This is a genomic window from Burkholderia sp. B10 (assembly GCF_004368385.1).
Lineage (GTDB): Bacteria > Pseudomonadota > Gammaproteobacteria > Burkholderiales > Burkholderiaceae > Burkholderia > Burkholderia vietnamiensis.
Window position 1 is genome coordinate 69,409 of record NZ_PQMX01000021.1, and the last position, 20,111, is coordinate 89,519.

Annotated in this window: 18 protein-coding genes; 1 reads left to right on the forward strand and 17 read right to left on the reverse strand. The window is 67.5% G+C overall.

Annotated features, from left to right (window positions below):
• The first annotated feature begins 12 nt into the window (after positions 1-12).
• Positions 13-492: a DUF721 domain-containing protein gene (locus tag C3Y15_RS13440; RefSeq protein ID WP_011883184.1), complete on the forward strand. Its 480-nt coding sequence runs from the start codon at positions 13-15 to the stop codon at positions 490-492.
• Positions 493-570: 78 nt separating this feature from the next.
• On the opposite strand, the gene lpxC is transcribed toward C3Y15_RS13440, so the two are convergent.
• The 17 genes from lpxC to mraZ form a co-directional block, all read right to left on the reverse strand.
• Positions 571-1,488: a UDP-3-O-acyl-N-acetylglucosamine deacetylase gene (gene lpxC, locus C3Y15_RS13445; protein WP_134206842.1), complete on the reverse strand. Its 918-nt coding sequence runs from the start codon at positions 1,486-1,488 to the stop codon at positions 571-573.
• A gap of 239 nt (positions 1,489-1,727) precedes the next feature.
• Positions 1,728-2,234: a peroxiredoxin gene (locus tag C3Y15_RS13450; protein WP_011883182.1), complete on the reverse strand. Its 507-nt coding sequence runs from the start codon at positions 2,232-2,234 to the stop codon at positions 1,728-1,730.
• Positions 2,235-2,421: 187 nt separating this feature from the next.
• Positions 2,422-3,618 (reverse strand): cell division protein FtsZ, encoded by a 1,197-nt coding sequence (gene ftsZ / locus C3Y15_RS13455; RefSeq protein WP_011883181.1) that lies wholly within the window; start codon positions 3,616-3,618, stop codon positions 2,422-2,424.
• Between the two features lie 111 nt (positions 3,619-3,729).
• Positions 3,730-4,962 (reverse strand): cell division protein FtsA, encoded by a 1,233-nt coding sequence (ftsA, locus tag C3Y15_RS13465; RefSeq protein ID WP_006752447.1) that lies wholly within the window; start codon positions 4,960-4,962, stop codon positions 3,730-3,732.
• Between the two features lie 26 nt (positions 4,963-4,988).
• Positions 4,989-5,741 carry a cell division protein FtsQ/DivIB gene (locus tag C3Y15_RS13470; RefSeq protein WP_011883180.1) on the reverse strand — a complete coding sequence of 251 codons (753 nt, stop codon included), beginning with the start codon at positions 5,739-5,741 and terminating at the stop codon, positions 4,989-4,991.
• A gap of 19 nt (positions 5,742-5,760) precedes the next feature.
• On the reverse strand, positions 5,761-6,702 hold the full coding sequence (locus tag C3Y15_RS13475) for a D-alanine--D-alanine ligase (RefSeq protein ID WP_011883179.1): 942 nt from the start codon (positions 6,700-6,702) through the stop codon (positions 5,761-5,763).
• Between the two features lies 1 nt (position 6,703).
• Positions 6,704-8,101: a UDP-N-acetylmuramate--L-alanine ligase gene (murC, locus tag C3Y15_RS13480; RefSeq protein WP_011883178.1), complete on the reverse strand. Its 1,398-nt coding sequence runs from the start codon at positions 8,099-8,101 to the stop codon at positions 6,704-6,706.
• Entirely contained in the window at positions 8,098-9,201 is a 1,104-nt protein-coding gene (gene murG, locus C3Y15_RS13485) for an undecaprenyldiphospho-muramoylpentapeptide beta-N-acetylglucosaminyltransferase (protein ID WP_011883177.1), read from the reverse strand. Before murG ends, murC begins: the two co-directional genes overlap by 4 nt.
• A 121-nt stretch (positions 9,202-9,322) precedes the next feature.
• Positions 9,323-10,606, reverse strand: coding sequence for a putative lipid II flippase FtsW (gene ftsW / locus C3Y15_RS13490; RefSeq protein WP_011883176.1), 1,284 nt, complete (start codon positions 10,604-10,606; stop codon positions 9,323-9,325).
• Positions 10,603-12,114 carry a UDP-N-acetylmuramoyl-L-alanine--D-glutamate ligase gene (gene murD / locus C3Y15_RS13495; RefSeq protein ID WP_069246133.1) on the reverse strand — a complete coding sequence of 504 codons (1,512 nt, stop codon included), beginning with the start codon at positions 12,112-12,114 and terminating at the stop codon, positions 10,603-10,605. The genes ftsW and murD overlap by 4 nt, the downstream gene beginning before the upstream one ends.
• Positions 12,115-12,142: 28 nt before the next feature.
• Positions 12,143-13,312, reverse strand: coding sequence for a phospho-N-acetylmuramoyl-pentapeptide-transferase (gene mraY, locus C3Y15_RS13500; protein WP_011883174.1), 1,170 nt, complete (start codon positions 13,310-13,312; stop codon positions 12,143-12,145).
• Between the two features lie 16 nt (positions 13,313-13,328).
• Entirely contained in the window at positions 13,329-14,735 is a 1,407-nt protein-coding gene (murF, locus tag C3Y15_RS13505; protein ID WP_034194187.1) for a UDP-N-acetylmuramoyl-tripeptide--D-alanyl-D-alanine ligase, read from the reverse strand.
• Positions 14,732-16,270 (reverse strand): UDP-N-acetylmuramoyl-L-alanyl-D-glutamate--2,6-diaminopimelate ligase, encoded by a 1,539-nt coding sequence (locus tag C3Y15_RS13510; RefSeq protein WP_011883172.1) that lies wholly within the window; start codon positions 16,268-16,270, stop codon positions 14,732-14,734. The genes murF and C3Y15_RS13510 overlap by 4 nt, the downstream gene beginning before the upstream one ends.
• Positions 16,267-18,117: a penicillin-binding protein 2 gene (locus tag C3Y15_RS13515; protein WP_011883171.1), complete on the reverse strand. Its 1,851-nt coding sequence runs from the start codon at positions 18,115-18,117 to the stop codon at positions 16,267-16,269. The genes C3Y15_RS13510 and C3Y15_RS13515 overlap by 4 nt, the downstream gene beginning before the upstream one ends.
• The gene (gene ftsL, locus C3Y15_RS13520) at positions 18,114-18,455 is read right to left on the reverse strand and encodes a cell division protein FtsL (protein ID WP_011883170.1); all 342 of its coding nucleotides are present in this window, start codon (positions 18,453-18,455) and stop codon (positions 18,114-18,116) included. The genes C3Y15_RS13515 and ftsL overlap by 4 nt, the downstream gene beginning before the upstream one ends.
• The gene (gene rsmH / locus C3Y15_RS13525) at positions 18,452-19,393 is read right to left on the reverse strand and encodes a 16S rRNA (cytosine(1402)-N(4))-methyltransferase RsmH (RefSeq protein WP_124260051.1); all 942 of its coding nucleotides are present in this window, start codon (positions 19,391-19,393) and stop codon (positions 18,452-18,454) included. Before rsmH ends, ftsL begins: the two co-directional genes overlap by 4 nt.
• A 23-nt stretch (positions 19,394-19,416) precedes the next feature.
• Positions 19,417-19,845 carry a division/cell wall cluster transcriptional repressor MraZ gene (mraZ, locus tag C3Y15_RS13530; RefSeq protein WP_006400450.1) on the reverse strand — a complete coding sequence of 143 codons (429 nt, stop codon included), beginning with the start codon at positions 19,843-19,845 and terminating at the stop codon, positions 19,417-19,419.
• Between the last annotated feature and the right edge of the window lie 266 nt (positions 19,846-20,111).

Consider the following 20,111-nt stretch of genomic DNA (forward strand, 5'->3'; position numbering starts at 1 on the left):
AAGAATGCCTCGATGAACCGATTTTCCAAGCGTTTCGGCTCGCTCTCCACGTATCGCCCGCAACCCGTGTCCGAAGTGCTCAACCGCACCGACGCGTTCGCGGCGCTGCGTGCCGGCGTCGAACAGGTCGCGTCGCTGCAGCGCGACCTCACCGCGCTGCTGCCCGACTATCTCGCCAGTCATGTCGAACCGGGCTCGATCAAGGACGGTACGCTGACCCTTTTTGCCGCGCACAATGCGCTCGCCGCGCGGCTGCGTCAGGTCGAGCGCCGGCTGCTCGCCGATCTGCAAAAGCGCGGCTGGCCGGTGGACGCGCTGCGGGTGCGCGTGCGGCCGAAGGATGCGCCGGAACCGCCGCACGTGAAGCAGGCGCGGATGACGTCGGTCGGCGTGGCGGCGCTGCGCGAGCTCGCCGACCATCTCGAACCGTCGCCGCTGCAGGCGGCGCTCGCGCGGATGGCCGCGCGCCACGGCCCGAAATCGCCGCGTTGAAGCGCGCCGCCGCGGCGCGTGCCGACAATGAAAAAGCGACCCGAAGGTCGCTTTTTCATCGCGCGTGCCTGCCGCCGATCACGCGAAGGCCGTCTGCGTATCGAACGCGAATCCCTGCGGTGCGGATTGCGGATCGTCGAACGTGACGATCTCGTAGGCGTCTTCGTGCGCGAGCAGTTCGCGCAGCAGCGCGTTGTTCAGCCCGTGGCCCGACTTGTAAGCCGTGTACGATGCCAGCAGCGGATGGCCGACCACGTACAGGTCGCCGATCGCGTCGAGCATCTTGTGCTTCACGAACTCGTCGTCGTAGCGCAAGCCGTCGTTGTTGAGGATCCGGTATTCGTCGAGCACGATCGCGTTGTCCATGCTGCCGCCGCGTGCGAGGCCCAGCTCGCGCATCATCTCGACCTCGTGCGCGAAACCGAACGTGCGCGCACGCGCGATCTCGCGCACGTACGACGTATTCGCGAAATCGACCTCGAGTTCCTGGCCGGTCTTGTCCACGGCCGGGTGACGGAAGTCGATCGTGAACTTCAGCTTGAAGCCGAAAAACGGGTCGAGGCGCGCGAACTTGTCACCATCGCGGATTTCGACCGGCTTCGTCACCTTGATGAAGCGCTTCGGCGCGTTCTGCTCCTCGATGCCCGCCGACTGGATCAGGAACACGAAGGACGCGGCGCTGCCGTCCATGATCGGAATTTCCTCGGCCGTCACGTCGACATAGAGATTGTCGATGCCCAGGCCCGCACACGCGGACATCAGGTGCTCGACGGTCGACACGCGCGCACCGTCCTTCTGCAGCACAGACGCGAGCCGCGTATCGCCGATCGACATCGCGGAGGCCGGGATGTCGACGGGCGTCGGCAAATCGACGCGCGAGAACACGATCCCGGTGCCCGGCGCGGCCGGGCGGAGCGTCAGTTCGACCTTGCGGCCCGAGTGCAGACCGATACCCACGGTCTTCACGATCGATTTGATGGTGCGCTGCTTCAGCATGGTGTTCTTCTGCTTGATTGAGAATATCAATCAGGAGTTATATTCGATAGGTGAGATTATAGCGTAATTCCCTATTCGACGCTGGTTGAAACTGCGTATCAATCTGTTTCGACTGTTTACCCGCGCGAATACGGGACGGGCCGATGCCCGGAACGGAGGCGTTTCCGGTCATCGGCCCGTGTTACAACTGGCCTGGCGGTGCTGCTCGGCGTTGCCTCACGGCAACGGTGCACGCCCGATCAGGGCCTTAGTGTCGCGAGCACACTCGCTGCATCGCTCACTTCGAATTTGCCCGGCGCTTCGACGGCCAGCGTCTTGACCACACCGTCGTCGACCACCATCGCGTAGCGCAGGGAACGGATTCCCATGCCACGCGCGGACAAATCCTGCGTCAGCCCCAGCGCATGAGTGAAAGCAGCGCTGCCGTCCGCGATCATGCGCACCTTGCCCGCGGTGTGCAGATCACGTCCCCATGCGCCCATCACGAATGCGTCGTTGACGGACACGCACCAGAGCTCGTCGATGCCGGCCGCGCGCAACTGCTCGGCATGCTCGACGTAGCCCGGCACATGCTGCGCCGAACAGGTCGGCGTGAAAGCACCCGGCAATCCGAAGATCACCACGCGTTTTCCCGCCACCTGCTCGCGCACGCTGACGGCGTTCGGCCCCAGCGTGCAGCCTTCGCGCGCGTCGTCGACGTATTCGAACAATTGCGCGTCGGGCAGCGCTTCGCCCACTTGAATCATGGCTGGTCCCTCATAGCGATACGGTTTTGCGGCGTGTTGCGGACAGCGCGGCCCATCCCGCTTCGCTCACGCGAAGAGGGCACGTCTCCCGGCCCGGCGTCGCTTCGACGCGGCCTGTCGTGGTCCGTGGCATCCGTCACGCCGGCGTTACCGCGGCAGCTCGCCGCGGCTTCGCCTCAGTGTGCCGTCAGTCGGCCTGCTTGCGCAGGAAAGCCGGGATGTCGTAGGTGTCGACACCCTTTTCCTGCAGCGCCTGCACGTGCGATGCCGCGGTTTCGCGCGAATTGCGCCACACCGCCGGCGTATCGAGCGCGCCGTAGTCGGCCGTGCTGACGTGCTGCGGCTGCGCATAGCCGTGCGACACCGCGCTGACCGGCTGGTTGTCGGTGCCGGTGCGCAGCAGCGTCATCGGCGCCGATTGCTGCTTCTTCGCCGCACGGCCGAGGCCCGTTGCGACGACCGTCACGCGCAGCGCATCGCCCATCGCGTCGTCGTACACCGCACCGAAGATCACCGTCGCGTCTTCCGCCGCGTAGCTCTTGATCGTGTTCATCACTTCGCGCGTTTCCGACAGGCGCAGCGAGCGGCTCGACGTGATGTTGACCAGCACGCCGCGCGCGCCCGACAGATCGACGCCTTCGAGCAGCGGGCTCGCCACGGCCTGTTCCGCCGCGAGGCGCGCGCGATCGACGCCGGCGACCGTCGCCGTGCCCATCATCGCCTTGCCCTGCTCGCCCATCACCGTCTTCACGTCTTCGAAGTCGACGTTCACGAGGCCGTCGACGTTGATGATTTCGGCGATGCCTGCGACCGCGTTGTTCAACACGTCGTCCGCGCACTGGAAGCACTTGTCCATCTCGGCGTCATCGCCCATCACGTCGAACAGCTTGTCGTTCAGGACGACGATCAGCGAGTCGACGTGATCCTCCAGTTGCTGCGAGCCTGCTTCTGCGACGCGCATGCGCTTGCCGCCTTCGAATTCGAACGGCTTGCTGACGACGCCGACCGTCAGGATGCCCATCTCCTTCGCGATCTGCGCGACGACCGGCGCCGCGCCCGTGCCCGTGCCACCGCCCATGCCGGCCGTGATGAACACCATGTGCGCGCCGCGCAGTGCGTCGGCGATGCGCTCGCGCGCCTCTTCGGCCGCCGCCTTGCCCATCTCCGGCTTCGCGCCGGCGCCGAGGCCGGTGTTGCCGAGTTGGATCACGGACGGTGCGCGTGCACGCGACAGCGCCTGTGCGTCGGTGTTCATCACGATGAAGTCGACGCCCTGCACGCCCCGGTTGATCATGTGCTGAACGGCATTGCCGCCAGCGCCGCCAACGCCGACCACCTTGATGATGGTGCCGTTGGTTTCGGTTTCCAGCATTTCGAATTCCATTGTTGCCTCCGTCAAGAAAATAAGACTACGCGGCCGTTATTCGGCAGGAGATCGGGCAACCCCCTGTCGCGCGCCGGCCGCCGGCACCGGCGCGAATTTCGATTCGGTTGGTCAGAAGTTGCTCAGGAACCATTCCTTCATCCGCGAGAAGATCTGCCCCGCGTTGCCGGACTGCACGGCGACCTTGCGGCCGCGCATGCGCTGCGCACTGCCTTCGACCAGCAAGCCCATCGCCGTCGAGTAGCGCGGATTGCGCACCACGTCGGCGAGGCCGCCTGCGTATTCCGGCGCGCCGATGCGCACCGGCTTCAGGAAAATGTCTTCGCCGAGCTCGACCATGCCGGGCATCATCGACGCGCCGCCGGTAATGACCACGCCGGAGCTCAGCAGTTCTTCGTAGCCCGACTCGCGCACGACCTGCTGCACGAGCGAGAACAGTTCTTCGACGCGCGGCTCGATCACCGCCGCGAGCGCCTGGCGCGACAGCGTGCGCGGCCCGCGTTCGCCGAGGCCCGGCACTTCGACCATCTCGTCCGGATCGGCGAGCGCCTGCTTCGCGATCCCGTAGCCGACCTTGATGTCTTCCGCGTCCGGCGTCGGCGTGCGCAGCGCCATCGCGATGTCGCTCGTGATCTGGTCGCCGGCGATCGGAATCACCGCGGTATGGCGGATCGCACCTTCCGCGAAGATCGCGATGTCGGTCGTGCCGCCGCCGATGTCGACCAGCACCACGCCGAGATCCTTCTCGTCTTCGGTGAGCACGGCGAGCGACGACGCGAGCGGCTGCAGGATCAGGTCGTTCACTTCGAGCCCGCAGCGGCGCACGCACTTGACGATGTTCTGCGCGGCGCTGACCGCGCCCGTCACGATGTGCACCTTCACCTCGAGGCGGATGCCGCTCATCCCGATCGGCTCGCGCACGTCTTCCTGGCCGTCGATGATGAATTCCTGCGTGAGGATGTGCAGCACCTGCTGGTCGGTCGGGATGTTGATCGCCTTCGCGGTCTCGATCACGCGCGCGACGTCCGTCTGCGTGACTTCCTTGTCCTTGATCGCGACCATCCCGCTCGAGTTGAAGCTGCGGATGTGGCTGCCCGCGATCCCCGTGAACACGTTGGTGATCTTGCAGTCGGCCATCAGCTCGGCTTCCTCGAGCGCGCGCTGGATCGACTGCACGGTGGCCTCGATGTTGACCACCACGCCCTTCTTCAGACCTTTCGATTCGCTCTGGCCGAGGCCGATCACCTCGTAATGGCCCTCGCCCTTCAGCTCGGCGACGATGGCCACCACCTTCGACGTGCCGATGTCGAGGGAAACCAGCAGATCCTTGTAGTCTTTGCTCATAAAGTGCTCTTGCGTGTGATCTCTCGTTACTGCTTGCGCTTGTCGGTATCGGTCAGGAACCGCATGCCTGCCGCACGTATCGCGAACCCGTTCGGATAACGCAGGTCCGCGTACTCGATGTCGTTGCCCCAGCGCTGCGTGACGGCCGGCCACGCGGCGACGAGGCGCTGGCTGCGGTCGTGCAGGGTTTCGCTGGTGCGCTCCTTGCCCAGCTCGACCTGCATGCCGTTCGACAGCTTCACCGTCCACGCGTAACGCGCCGACAGCGTCACTTCTTCAGGCGCCGCCTTCAGCGGCGCAAACCAGTTCATGAAGTCGCGATAGCGCGCGACGACTTCCCTTGCACTGCCCTCCGGACCGTCGAACGCGGGCAGCTCCTGATCCAGCTCGCCCTGGTTCGCGGTGAACAGCTCGCCGTCGACGCTGACGAGCTGCGCGCTGCCCCACGTTCCGAGCGGTTTGTACTCCTCGAGCGTGACAGCCAGCGCATTCGGCCACACGCGGCGCACGCTCGCGTGGCGCACCCACGGCATCTGCTCGAACGCGGCGCGCGCCGTGTCGAGATCGACCGTGAAGAAGTTGCCCTTCAGCCGGCCGACCACCCCCGCGCGCACCGTCGGCGAGTTGATGTGTTCGGTGTCGCCGTCGATCCGGATCTCGCGCAGCGCGAACGTCGGACGCTGGATCAGCCAGTAGCAGCCGGCCGCCGCCAACACGAGCAGCAGCAGCGCGTACAGCGCGCTGGCGGCAAGGTTGAGTTGGCGAACGTTGTTCCACATACGTCGTTCCGTTCCTGCGTCAATCGTTGAGCGTAAGCGACAGCACCTTCACGACCAGCTCCGAATAGCTGATGCCGATCGAGCGTGCGGCCTTCGGCGGCAGCGAATGATCGGTCATCCCGGGCGCCGTGTTCACTTCGAGGAAGTACGCGTTGCCGGCCGCGTCCAGCATGAAGTCCGCGCGGCCCCAGTCGGTGCAGCCGAGCACGTCGAACGCGCGCCGCGCGATGCGCTTCAGCTCCGCTTCCTGCGCCGCCGGCAACCCGCACGGGATCAGGTACTGCGTATCGTCGGCGACGTACTTCGCGTGATAGTCGTAGAACTCGCCGGCCGGCACGATCTTGATCAGCGGCAGGTCGAGATCGCCGGCGATGCACGCGGTGTACTCGCCGCCGCCCTCGATGCTCTTCTCCACGATCACGATCTTGTCGTGCGTCGCGGCTTCCGACAGTGCGGCGGGCAACGCGTCGGCCGTCTTCACCTTCAGCACGGCGACGCTCGAGCCTTCGCTCGCCGGCTTCACGAACAGCGGCAGGCCCAGCTTCGCGACGATCTCGGTCGCGCGCGCCGCGTAGTCGTCGCCGCGCAGCACCGTTTCGAACGGCGGCGTCGGCACGCCCGTCTGCTGCCACACGAGCTTGGTGCGGAACTTGTCGAGACCGAGCGCCGAGCCGAGCACGCCGCTGCCCGTGTAGCGGATCCCGTAGAAGTCGAGCGCGCCCTGGATCTGGCCGTTCTCGCCGTAGCCGCCGTGCAGCGCGTTGAACGCGCGCACGAAGCCTTCGTCCTTCAGCGCCGACAGCGGCCGCTCGGCCGGGTCGAACAGATGCGCGTCGATGCCTGCGTCGCGCAGGCCCTGCAGCACGAGGCGGCCCGAGGTGAGCGACACCTCGCGTTCGGCCGACTCGCCGCCGAACAACACCGCCACCTTGCCGAAACGTTTCGGATCGATCCCGCTCATGTCATCCCTTCTGTTGCGTGTTCTGCACGATCTTCGCCGGCACGCCGCCGATCGAACCCGCGCCCATCGTGATCACCACGTCGCCGTTGCGCGCGACCTTGGCCAGTGCGTCCGGCACGTCGTCGACCGTCGCGACGAACACCGGGTCCACCTTCCCTACCGTGCGCAGCGCACGCGACAGCGCGTCGCCGTTGGCCGTCGCGATCGCCGCCTCGCCCGCCGCATAGACTTCCGTCAGCACCAGCGCATCGACCGTCGACAGCACGTTGACGAAATCGTCGAAGCAGTCGCGCGTGCGCGTGTAGCGGTGCGGCTGGAACGCCAGCACGAGGCGGCGGCCCGGGAACGCGCCGCGCGCGGCCGCGATCGTCGCCGCCATCTCGACCGGGTGGTGGCCGTAGTCGTCGATCAGCGTGTACTGGCCGCCGTCCGCGCTCGGCACCTCGCCGTAGCGCTGGAAGCGCCGGCCGACGCCGTTGAATTCCGCCAGCGCGAGCTGGATCGCGTCGTCCGACACGCCGAGATCGGTCGCGATCGCGATCGCCGCGAGCGCGTTCTGCACGTTGTGCAGGCCCGGCAGGTTCAGCACCACCGCGAGCGGCGAGCGGCCTTCGCGGATCACCGTGAAGTGCATGCGGCCGTCGCGCGCGTCGATGTTCTCCGCGCGCACCTGCGCGTCGGCCGACAGCCCGTAGCGCACGACCGGCTTCGAGATGAACGGGATGATCTGGCGCACGTTCGGATCGTCGACGCACACGACGGCGCTGCCGTAGAACGGCAGGCGCTGCGTGAATTCGATGAACGCCTGCTTGAGCCGCGCGAAATCGTGGCCGTAGGTGTCCATATGATCGGCGTCGATGTTCGTGATGACTTCGATCACCGGATACAGGTTCAGGAACGACGCGTCCGACTCGTCGGCCTCCGCAACGATGAAGTCGCCGGTGCCGAGCCGCGCGTTCGCGCCGGCGCTGATCAGCCGCCCGCCGATCACGAAGGTCGGATCGAGGCCGCCGGCCGCGAGCACGCTCGCGACGAGGCTCGTTGTGGTGGTCTTGCCGTGCGTGCCGGCGATCGCGATGCCCTGCTTCAGGCGCATCAGCTCCGCGAGCATCACCGCGCGCTGCACGATCGGCACGCGCTGGTGGCGCGCGGCCAGCACTTCGGGGTTGTCCGAGCGCACGGCCGTCGACACGACCACCGCGTTCGCACCTTCGATGTTCGCCGCGTCGTGCCCGATCGCGATACGCGCGCCGAGCGCCGCGAGGCGATCGGTCACCGCATTGCGCGACAGGTCCGAGCCGCTTACCTCGTAGCCGAGATTGACGAGCACTTCGGCGATGCCGCTCATGCCCGCGCCGCCGATCCCGACGAAATGAATATGTTTGACGATGTGTTTCATTGCAATTGTTCCAGGTTCGCGCCGGCCACCTTCGCGCAGACGCGCGCGACTTCATCGGTGGCCTCGGGCTTTGCCAGCGAGCGCGAACGCTCGGCCATCGCCGCGAGCGACGCCCGCGACTGGCCACGCAGCCAGTCGGCGAGCAGTTGCGCCGACAGGTCGCGCTGTTGCACCAGCACCGCCGCGCCCGCATCGGCGAGAAACGCGGCGTTGGTCGTCTGGTGATCGTCGACCGCGTACGGGAACGGCACGAACAGCGCGGCCACGCCCACCGCCGCGATCTCCGACACCGTCATCGCGCCGGAGCGGCAGATCACGAGATCGGCCGCCGCGTACGCGCTCGCCATGTCGTCGATGAACGGCACGAGCCGCACGTCGTCGCCGCCCGCAAAGCCGGCCGCTTCGTAGTTCGCCTTCAGCGCATCGATGTGCTTCGCGCCCGCCTGATGGACGATGCGCGGACGCTCGCCCGGCGCGAGCAGCGCCAGCGCGCGCGGCACGACTTCGTTCAGCGCGGCTGCGCCGAGACTGCCGCCGACCACGAGCACGTGCAACGGGCCGCTGCGCGATGCATAGCGTGCTTTGGGTGCCTCCGTGCGCGCAAGTTCCGCGCGGATCGGATTGCCGGTCCATTCGGCGTGCGGCAGTGCGTCGGGGAACGCCACCAGCACCCGCTTCGCGAACTTGGCGAGCACCTTGTTCGCGAGGCCGGCGATCGAATTCTGTTCGTGCAGCACGAGCGGCCGGCCCGACAGCGCGGTCATCACGCCCGCCGGAAACGTGATGTAGCCGCCCATCCCGAGCACGACGTCCGGCCGCACGCGGCGCAGCGCGCCGAGGCTTTGCCAGCACGCGCGCAGCAGGTTGAACGGCAGCGTCAGCTTGGTCTTCAGCCCCTTGCCGCGCAGCCCGCCGAAGCGCACGTATTCCATCGGAATGCCGTGCTTCGGCACGAGCGTCGCTTCCATCCCGGCCGGATTGCCGAGCCATACGACGCGCCAGCCCGCCGCTTCCATCCGGTGCGCGACCGCGAGCCCCGGGAACACGTGGCCCCCGGTGCCGCCTGCCATCACCATCAGCGTGCGTCGCGACGCGGTCATACCTTTCCTCCGCGCATCGGCAAGCATGAACGAACGTTTTGGCTACGGCCGCTGCGCTTAACTTCGCGCGCTTCGCGCACGAAGTTAGCCTTCGCCGAAATCGCGTACTGACGCAGGGAGGTCATACCTTCCCTCCCCGCATCAGTACGCGATTTTCATAATCGACCCGCAGCAGCACCGCCAGCGAGACACAGTTCAGCAGAATGCCCGAGCCGCCGTAGCTGACGAGCGGCAGCGTGAGGCCCTTGGTCGGCAGCAGGCCGAGGTTCACGCCCATGTTGATGAAGGTCTGCGCGCCGAACCAGATGCCGATGCCCTTAGCCATCAGGCCCGCGAACGTGCGGTCGAGCGCAAGCGCCTGACGGCCGATCTCGAACGCGCGGCGCACGATCCAGTAGAACAGCAGGATCACCACCAGCACGCCGACGAAGCCGAGCTCCTCGCCGATCACCGCGAGGATGAAGTCGGTATGCGCTTCGGGCAGGTAGTTGAGCTTCTCGACGCTGCCGCCGAGGCCGACGCCGAACCACTCGCCGCGGCCGAACGCGATCAGCGAGTGCGTGAGTTGGTAGGCCTTGCCCTGCGCGTAGCGTTCGTCCCACGGATCGAGATACGCGAAGATCCGCTCGCGACGCCACGGCGACAGCCACACGAGCATCGTGAACGTGCCGATCGCGGTCGCGACCAGCCCGCCGAACAGCTTGCCGTTCACGCCGCCGAGGAACAGCACGCCCATCGCGATCGCCGCGACCACCATGAACGCGCCCATGTCGGGCTCGAGCAGCAGCAGCGCGCCGACCAGGCCAACCGCGAACGCCATCGGCAAGAAGCCCTTCGCGAAGCTCTGCATGTACTCCTGCTTGCGCACCGTGTAGTTCGCCGCGTAGATCGTCACCGCGAGCTTCATGATTTCCGACGGCTGCATGTTCGTGATGCCGAGCGGAATCCAGCGGCGCGCGCCGTTCACGCCCTTGCCGACGTGCGGGATCAGCACGATCACGAGACCCACCAGCGCCATCAGGAAAAGATGCGGCGCGTATTTGTCCCAGGTCGACACGGGCACGCGGAACGCGACCACCGCCGCGACGAACGCGACGACGAGCGACACGCAGTGGCGCATCAGGAACGCGTAATCGTGATACGACGCGTATTTCGGCGAGTCGGGCATCGCGATCGATGCCGAATAGACCATCACGACGCCGAGCCCGAGCAGCGCGATCGCGACCCACAGCAGCGAGTAGTCGAAGTCGAGCATCCGCGAGCGGCTCGGCCGCACGCCGTTGACGACGCTCGCGAGGCCGCCCGTCGCGGCGCGCGTGGCCGAGGCGGCGCGTCCGCCCGCGGCATTGCCGCCGGTGTCGCGCCGATCGTTGAAGCGGGAGACGAGGCGATCGGACCAGCTCATGGCGTCGCTCCTTTGTCGATGGCGATTTCATCCACCGCCGCGCGGAACACGTCCGCGCGATGGGCGTAGTTGCGGAACATGTCGAGGCTCGCGCAGGCAGGCGACAGCAGCACCGCATCGCCCGGCTCGGCGAGCTCGGCGGCCGCACGCACCGCGCCTTCGAGCGTCGCGTGGTCGGCGAGCGGCACGCCGGTGTCGGCGAGCGTCGCGCGCAGCGCCGGCGCGTCGCGGCCGATCAGCATCACCGCACGGCACCAGCGCGCGACCGGCGCGACGAGCGGCGCGAAGTCCTGGCCCTTGCCGTCGCCGCCGGCAATCAGCACGATCTTCTGCGCGAGGCCGTCGAGCGCGGCTACCGTCGCACCGACGTTCGTGCCCTTGCTGTCGTCGACGTAGTCGACGTCGTCGATCGTCGCGATCACCTCGACGCGATGCGCTTCGCCGCGGTATTCGCGCAGCGCATGCAGCAGCGGCGCGGCCGGCAGGTCGATCGCACGCGCGAGCGCGAACGCGGCCAGCGCGTTCGCCGCGTTGTGCAGCCCGCGGATGCGCAATGCGTCGACCGGCATCAGCCGCTTGTGCGCGATATCGGGCGTATGCGCGCCGTCGCGCTTGCGCCGGCGGGTCGTCGTCGTTTCGTCCGGCGCGTCGCGGTCGATCGCTTCGACGAGCCACGCGATGCCGTTGTCGCGCGACAGCCCGTAGTCGCCGTCCCGCGTCGGCTCGCCGAGGCCGAACGTCACCGTGCGCGCCGCATCGGCGGCGCCCGCGGCCGGCGCGAACTTCATCACGGCCGCGTCGTCGCGGTTCAGCACGCGCGTGGTCGTCGCGCCGAAGATGCGGCCCTTCGCCGCCGCATAGGCGTCGAAGCTGCCGTGCCAGTCGAGATGGTCCTGCGTGATGTTCAGAATCGCGGCCGCGTCGGGCGCGAACGTACGCGCGGTCTCGAGCTGGAAGCTCGACAGTTCGAGCACCCAGACCTCGGGCAGCGCCGTCTCGTCGATCGCGCTCGCGAGCCGGTCGAGCATCGCCGGGCTGATGTTGCCGGCGACGGCGACCTTCTTGCCCGCGCGCTGGCACAGCAAGCCGGTGAGGCTCGTCGTCGTGGTCTTGCCGTTGGTGCCGGTGATCGCCAGCACCTTCGGCTGGTAGCCGCTCGTGCCGAGCGCGCGCAGCGCCTGCGCGAAGAATTCCAGTTCGCCCCACACCGCGATCGCGCGTTCGCTCGCGGCCGCGAGCAGCGCGGCGAGCGCCGGCTCGAGCGGCGACAGGCCGGGGCTCAGCCCGACGATGTCGATGCCGCCGTCGAGCAGCGCAGGCGTGAACGGGCCGCCGACGAATTCGGCGTCGATGCCTTCCGCCTGCAGCGCGGCAAGGTTCGGCGGCGCCTCGCGGGTATCGGCAATCCGCAGCCGGCACCCGTGCCTCGCGCACCACCGCGCGATCGCGAGGCCCGATTCCCCAAGCCCCAGCACGAGCACCATCGGCCTTTGCCGATCTCCAAACATCTCGCCAGACATCCTTGTTACCTTTCCTTTACCGCAGCTTGAGGGTGGACAGACCGAACAGGCACAGCATCAGCGTGATGATCCAGAAACGCACCACCACCTGCGTTTCCTTCCAGCCGGACAATTCGAAATGGTGATGCAGCGGCGCCATCTTCAGCAGGCGGCGCCCTTCGCCGTAACGTTTCTTCGTGTACTTGAACCACGACACCTGCAGCATCACCGACAACGTTTCCGCGACGAAGATGCCGCCCATGATGAACAGCACGATTTCCTGGCGCACGATCACCGCGACGGTGCCGAGCGCGCCGCCGAGCGCGAGCGCGCCGACGTCGCCCATGAACACCTGCGCGGGGTGCGTGTTGTACCAGAGGAACGCCAGCCCGGCTCCGCCCATCGCCGAGCAGAAGATCAGCAATTCGCCCGCGCCCGGAATATGCGGGAACAGCAGGTACTTCGAATAGACCGAGCTGCCCATCACGTACGCGAACACGCCGAGCGACGCGCCGACCAGCACGACCGGCATGATCACGAGGCCGTCGAGGCCGTCGGTCAGGTTCACCGCATTGCTCGCGCCGACGATCACGAAATAGGTCAGCACGATGAAGCCCCACACGCCGAGCGGGTAGCTGATCGACTTCAGGAACGGCAGCATCAGGTCGGCCCGCGCGGGCAGCCCCATCGACAGCCCGCTCCTCACCCACGCCATGAACAGGTCGAGCACGCGCACGTTGTTCGCCTCGGACACGCTGAACGCCAGGTAGACGGCCGCGAACAGGCCGATCACCGACTGCCAGAAATACTTCTCGCGCGACGACATCCCGCGCGGGTCCTTGTGGACGACCTTGCGGTAATCGTCGACCCAGCCGATCACGCCGAAGCCGAACGTGACGAGCATCACGATCCAGATGAAACGGTTCGTCAGGTCGCCCCACAGCAGCGTCGCGACCGCGATGCCGATCAGAATCAGCACGCCGCCCATCGTCGGCGTGCCGGACTTGACGAGATGACTCTGCGGGCCGTCCTTGCGCACGGCCTGCCCGACCTTCATTTGCGTCAGCTTGCGGATCACCCACGGTCCGCACACGAGCCCGATGCCGAGCGCGGTGATGGTAGCCATCACCGCACGGAACGTCAGGTACGTGAACAAGCGCAAAAAGCTTGCGTCTCCTTGCAGCCATTGCGCCAGCGCCAGCAGCATGCTTCCTTCCTTCTACTCAGTGAGCGGCGGGCACCGTGCCCGCCGCGGGTTGGTTCGTCAGCGCGTCGACCACGCGCTCCATCTTCATGTACCGCGAGCCCTTGACCAGCACCGTCGCGTGCGCGCCGTAGCCGGCCGCGAGCAAGGCGGTCAGCAGCGCGCCGACGTCGCCGAAATGGCGGGCCGTGTCGCCGTACGCCGCGCATGCGTCGCGCGACGCATCGCCGAGCGCGAACAGCGCGTCGATGCCGCGCTCGCGGGCATATGCGCCGATCTCGCGGTGAAAGGCCGGGCCTTCGTCGCCGACTTCGCCCATGTCGCCGATCACCAGCACGCGCGGCGCCGCCTGTGCGGCCAGCACGTCGATCGCCGCGCGCATCGAGTCGGGGTTCGCGTTGTAGGTGTCGTCGACGACCGTCGCGCCCGCGAGGCTGCCGACGTCCGCACGCCGCACCTGCAAGCGGCCCTTGACCGGCTCGAACGCTTCGAGCCCGCGCCCGATCGCGGCCAGCTCGACGCCGGCCGCGAGCGCCGCGGCCGCGGCCGCCAGCGCGTTGCGCGCGTTGTGCTCGCCGAGCGCGCGCAGCCGTACGGTCAGCGCGCCGGACGGCGTGTCGATCGCGAGCTCGCCGCCTTGCAAGCGGCCGGTGACTTGGGCGTCGACCTGCCGCTGCGCGTCGTGCAGCGCGAAATCGAGAATCCGGTTGCCGGTCGCCGCGACGCGCCAGATGCCCGCGTACGCATCGTCGGCCGGGAACACGGCGACGCCGTCCGGCGCGAGCGCGTGGATCACCGCCGCGTGTTCGAGCGCGACCGCCTCGACCGTCGCCATGAACTCCTGGTGCTCGCGCTGCGCGTTGTTGACGAGCGCGACGGTCGGCGCGGCGAGGCGCGCGAGCACGTCGGTCTCGCCCGGATGGTTCATGCCGAGCTCGATCACCGCGAGGCGGTGCGCGGCCGACAGCCGCAGCAGCGTCAGCGGCACGCCGATGTCGTTGTTCAGGTTGCCGGCCGTCGCGAGCCGTGCGTCGGCGCCGACCGCTGCCGCGAAGATCGACGCGATCATTTCCTTGACGGTCGTCTTGCCGTTGCTGCCCGTCACGGCGACGAGCGGCAGCGCGAAGCGCTTGCGCCAGCCATGCGCGAGCGCGCCGAGCGCGGCGCGCGTCTCGCCGCCTTCGACGACCGGCATCGCGAGGCCCGCCGGCACGTGCGCGACCAGCGCCGCGGCTGCGCCGCGCGCGGCCACGTCGCCGAGGAAGTCGTGCGCGTCGAAGCGCTCACCCTTCAGCGCGACGAACAGGTCGCCGGGGCCGGCCGTACGGCTGTCGGTCGATACGCGCTCGAACGTCGTGGCCGGATCGCCGTGAACGACGGCGCCGGGAATCAGGCGCGCGGCTTCGCCGAGACTGAGCATCGTCATTCGCCGCCTCCCTTGCCGTGGGTCGCGCGCGCCGCCAGCGCGAGCCGCGCGTGATCCTGATCCGAGAACGTGCGCTTCTTGCCCATGATTTCCTGCGTCGCTTCGTGGCCCTTGCCGGCCAGCAGCACGACGTCTTCGCGCGCGGCGCCGCGCACGGCCTGCAGGATCGCGCTCGCACGATCCTCGATGCGGCGTGCGCGATCGGGCGCCGTCATGCCCGCGACGATCTGGTCGATGATGCGCTGCGGATCTTCGCTGCGCGGGTTGTCGCTCGTGACGACGACTTCGTCGGCGAGCCGCTCGGCGATCGCGCCCATCAGCGGGCGCTTCGTCGCATCGCGGTCGCCGCCGCAGCCGAACATGCAGACGAGCCGGCCGCCGCGCGCCGCCGCGATCGGGCGCAGGGCTTCGAGCGTCTTGTCGAGCGCGTCCGGCGTGTGCGCATAGTCGATCACCACCAGCGGCTCGTCGTTCTGCGGCCGACCGCCGAGCCGCTGCATGCGGCCGTTGACGGACTCGAGCCGCGCGATCTCGGCAACCGCCGCGTCGAACGGCACGTCGGCCGCGAGCAGCGAGCCGAGCACCGCGAGCAGGTTGCTGACGTTGAACGTGCCGAGCGTGCCGACCTCGACGTCGGCCTCGCCCCACGACGAGCGCAGCCGGAACGCGGTGCCCGCGGCGGTCGCGCGCACGTCGGTCGCGACCAGCTCGCGGTCGGCGCCGGCCGACGGCGCGTCGCCGATGCCGTACGCGATCGTGCGCACGCGTCCGGCCAGCTTCTCGAGCAGCCGGCGGCCCGCCGCGTCGTCGCGATTGACGACCGCCGCGCGCAGCCCGCGCCACGTGAACAGCTTCGCCTTCGCCGCCTCGTACGCGTCGAACGTGCGGTGATAGTCGAGATGATCCTGCGTGAGATTCGTGAACACCGCGATGTCGAACGCGGTGCCGTTCACGCGGCCTTGATGCAGCGCGTGCGACGACACTTCCATCGCGACGGCCTTCGCGCCCGCATCGCGCAGGCGCGCGAGGCTGCGCTGCAACTGCGGCGCGTCGGGCGTCGTGAAGCCGGTCGGCACGAGCTGGCCCGGCATGCCGCTGCCGAGCGTGCCGATCAGCGCGCAGGGCTGGTGCAGCGCCGTCAGCGCGGCGGCGATCCATTGCGTGCACGACGTCTTGCCGTTCGTACCGGTCACGCCGATCGCGAGCAGAGCGTCGCTCGGATCGCCGTACCAGCCGCTCGCGATTTCGCCGGCGAGCTGGTCGAGCCCCGGCACCGCGAACGCGACCGGAACGGCCGGCGCGGCAGCGAGGCCTTCCGGTTGATACAGCACGGCGGCCGCGCCGCGGGCCACCGCATCGGCAATGAACGCGCGATTGTCGGCCCCGTCGACCGCATAGCCGAGAAACACGTCGCCTGCCTGCAGGCTGCGCGTGTCGGCATGCAGCTGCGCCGCGGGGGCCACATGCTGGCGCAGCCACGCAAGCGCGGCTGCGATCTGCTGATGCGCCGGATGAGAACTGCGAGCGGCGCTCATCGAACAACTCCTGGTGAATTACGTGTAGTGCTGGAAACGATCATATGCTTCGCGTGGCCGCTGCCGGCGAGCTTTTGCGGCCCCGACGCGGCGGGCGCCGCCGGCGCGGCGTCGCCCGATACGACGAGCTGCTTGATCGGCATGTTCGGCGGCACGTTCAGCGCGCGCATCGTATCACCCGCGATCGCCGAAAATACGGGGCCCGAGACCTGCCCGCCGAAGTGGCTGCCCGCGGTCGGCTCGTCCACCGACACCGCGACCACGATGCGCGGATTCGGCATCGGCGCCATCCCGACGAACGACGCGCGGTACTTGCGCGTGTAGCCATGACCTTCGTGCTTGTAGGCGGTACCGCTCTTGCCGCCGACGCGATAGCCGGGCACCGCGGCGTCCGGCGACGTGCCGCCCGGCGCGACGACGGTCTCGAGCATCGCGCGCACTTCGCGCGCGGTGGTCGGCGTGAATACCTGCGTGCCCGTGATCTGCTGATTGGGGTCGGTCTTGAAAATGGTCACCGGCATCAGTTCGCCGTCGTGCGCGATCGCGGTGTACGCGCGCGCCAGCTGGAACAGCGATACCGACAGCCCGTAGCCGTACGACATCGTCGCCTGCTCGATGCGGCGCCAGCTCTTCCACGGGCGCAGCCGGCCGGCCGCGGCGCCGGGGAAGCCGACCTTCGGCGCCTGGCCGAGGCCGATGCTCGTATACATGTTCCACATTTCCTCGGGCCGCATCGTCATCGCGATCTTGGTCGCACCGATGTTGCTCGACTTCTGGATCACACCGCCGACCGTCAGCGTGCCGAAGCCCGCATCGTCGGTGATCGGCGCGCCGTCGAGCACGAAGTGCCCGTTGCCCGTCTCGACGAGCGTGTTCGGCGTCACGCGATGCAGGTCGAGCGCGAGCGACACGGTGAACGGCTTCATGATCGAGCCCGGCTCGAACACGTCGGTCAGGATCCGGTTGCGCAGCTGCTCGCCGGTCAGGCGCGTGCGGTCGTTCGGGTTGTAGGTCGGATAGTTGACCAGCGCGAGCACTTCGCCGGTGCGCACGTCGACGACCATCGCCGCGCCGGCCTTGGCCTTGAACTTCTCGACGGCGGCCTTCAGGTTCGCGTACGCGATGTACTGGATCTTGCTGTCGATCGACAGGTCGACGTCGGTGCCGTTGTGCGGCGGAATCTGTTCGGCGACGTCCTCGACGATGTGCCCCATCCGGTCCTTGATCACGCGACGCACGCCGGACGTGCCGGACAGCGACTTCTGGTCGCCGAGCTCGACGCCCTCCTGCCCTTCGTCCTCGACGTTCGTGAAGCCGATCAGATGGGCGGTGATCTCGCCTTCCGGATAGAAGCGCTTGTACTCGTTGCGCTGATAGATGCCCGGGATGTCGAGCGCGGCGACCTTGTCGGCGACGTCGAGCGGCACCTGACGCTTCACGTAGACGAAGCCCTTGTCTTCCGACAGCTTGATGCGCAGCTCCTTCGGCGTCATGCCGAGCAGCTTGCCGAGCTGGTTGATCTTGGCGGCGTCGAGGTCGTCCGGCACGGCGTCGGGAATGGCCCAGATCGCGCGCACGGGCAGGCTCGTCGCGAGCACGAGCCCGTTGCGGTCGAGGATCTTGCCGCGCGTGGCCGGCAGCTCGATCGTGCGCTGATAGCGGCTCTCGCCCTGCTTCTGGTAGAACGCGTTGCCGGGGCCCTGGATCCAGAACGCGCGCGCGGTCAGCGCGACGAACGCCATGAACAGCAGGAACACGACGAGCTTCGAGCGCCACATCGGCAGGTGCACGCCGAGCACGGGGCTCGACGAGAATTTCACGTCCTGGCGCTTGTGCGACGGCTTCATCGTGCGCCCCCGCGGCCCTTCGCGCCGGCATCGGCCGACGCGGGAATCGGTGCGTCGATCGCCTTCGCGGCGCCCGGCGGCAGCGTCAGGTACTGCGTGCGGCCGGTCGTGATCGGCTGCATCTTCAGCGTATCGTTCGCGAGCTGCTCGATGCGGGAGGTCTTCGACAGCGCGCTCTGCTGATATTGAAGCTGCGCGTAATCCTGCTGGAGCTGACGCTCCTGCGACTGCGCGCGCTGCAGCTGGATGAAGATCTGGCGCTGCTGGTTCGTCGAATTGACGACCGACAACGCGCAACCCATTACGATGATCAGCAGGAAGATGTTGAAGCGGCTCATGGCGTGACGCGCTCCGCAATGCGCATCACGGCCGACCGGGCGCGCGGATTCGCGGCGACTTCCGCTTCGCTCGGAAACTGACGGCTGATGATCTTCAGAGGCGGGCTCGGGAGGTCGACGGCGCGAATCGGCAGGCGACGGTCGACCGCAGGCGCACTCGCGTGCGCCTGCATGAATCGCTTGACGATTCGATCCTCGAGTGAATGAAAGCTGATGACCACCAGCCGCCCCCCTTGCTCCAGCAACGACAATGCCGCGTCTAGTACGACTTGCAGGTCCGCAAGCTCTTGATTGACGTGAATCCGTATAGCCTGAAAGGTGCGGGTTGCCGGATCCTTGCCCTTCTCACGGGTTTTGACGACGTGACCCACGATTTGGGCAAGCTCGCCCGTGGTGTCGAGAGGCCCAAGACGGTCGGACTCTGCCCGGCGAGCAACAAGCGCCTTTGCAATCTGAAAAGCAAACCGTTCTTCCCCATAATCTCGTATCACCTCCGTCAATTCCTGCACCGAAGCCCGCGCGAGCCACTCGGCCGCCGACTCGCCGCGCGTCGGATCCATTCGCATGTCCAGCGGGCCATCGGCGCGGAAGCTGAAGCCGCGCGCTGGATCGTTCACCTGCGGCGAGGACACGCCCAGGTCCAGCAACACCCCCGACACCTTCTCGACACCGCGCGCCGCAAGCGCGTCGCGCATCGATGCAAAGCTGTCGTGCACGATCGAGAAGCGCGCATCCTCGATGCGCTGCGCCGTCTCGATCGCCCTCGGATCCTTGTCGAACGCGATCAGCCGCCCGCCCGGCGCGAGCCGCGCGAGCACCGCGCGGCTATGGCCGCCGCGCCCGAATGTGCCGTCGACGTAAATGCCGTCCGGTCGCGTCACGAGCGAATCGACCGCTTCGTCCAGCAATACGGTCCGATGCTGCAATTCGTTTCCCATCGCGGGCGTCTCCGTCACCGCAATCAGAACGTGAAATTCTTCAGCGCGTCGGGCATGCCCTGCGCCATCGCTGCCTGCTCCTTCGCGATGTAGGTCTGCGAATCCCACAGCTCGAAGTGACTACCCATTCCCAACAACATGACTTCCTTTTCCAGTCCGGCTGCCATTCGCAGCTCGGGCGATACGAGAATCCGGCCCGCGCTGTCGAGATCGACGTCCATCGCGTTGCCGAGAAAAATACGGCGCCACCAATGGGCGTCCATCGGCAGCGCGGCGATCTTGGCGCGAAACACTTCCCATTCCGGGCGCGGAAACAGCAACAGGCAGCCGTCCGGGTGCTTGGTCACAGTCACCCGTCCTTCTGCCTGTCCTTGCAGCGCTTCGCGATAGCGGGCCGGCACCGACATCCGGCCTTTCGCATCGAGCGTCAGCGCCGACGCCCCTTGGAACACGTTCCGCTCTCCCGTTCAGGGCACCGAAGCACCCGCCCAACGCTCAAGAATTTAGCCCGAATGGCCCGCCAAATCACACAAAAATACACTTTCTCACACTGTCTCCCACTTTAGAGGAAGGGTTTGGCACGGTCAAGGGAGCGGCCCGCTTTTTTGACGAATTTTGTTATTCAGAACAAGGACTTACGCGCGGTTGCTCATGCGGCCCCGCAAACTAAAAATCGTTATAAATGAATGGGCTAGTGCAACTTGTGAAGGTGATACGT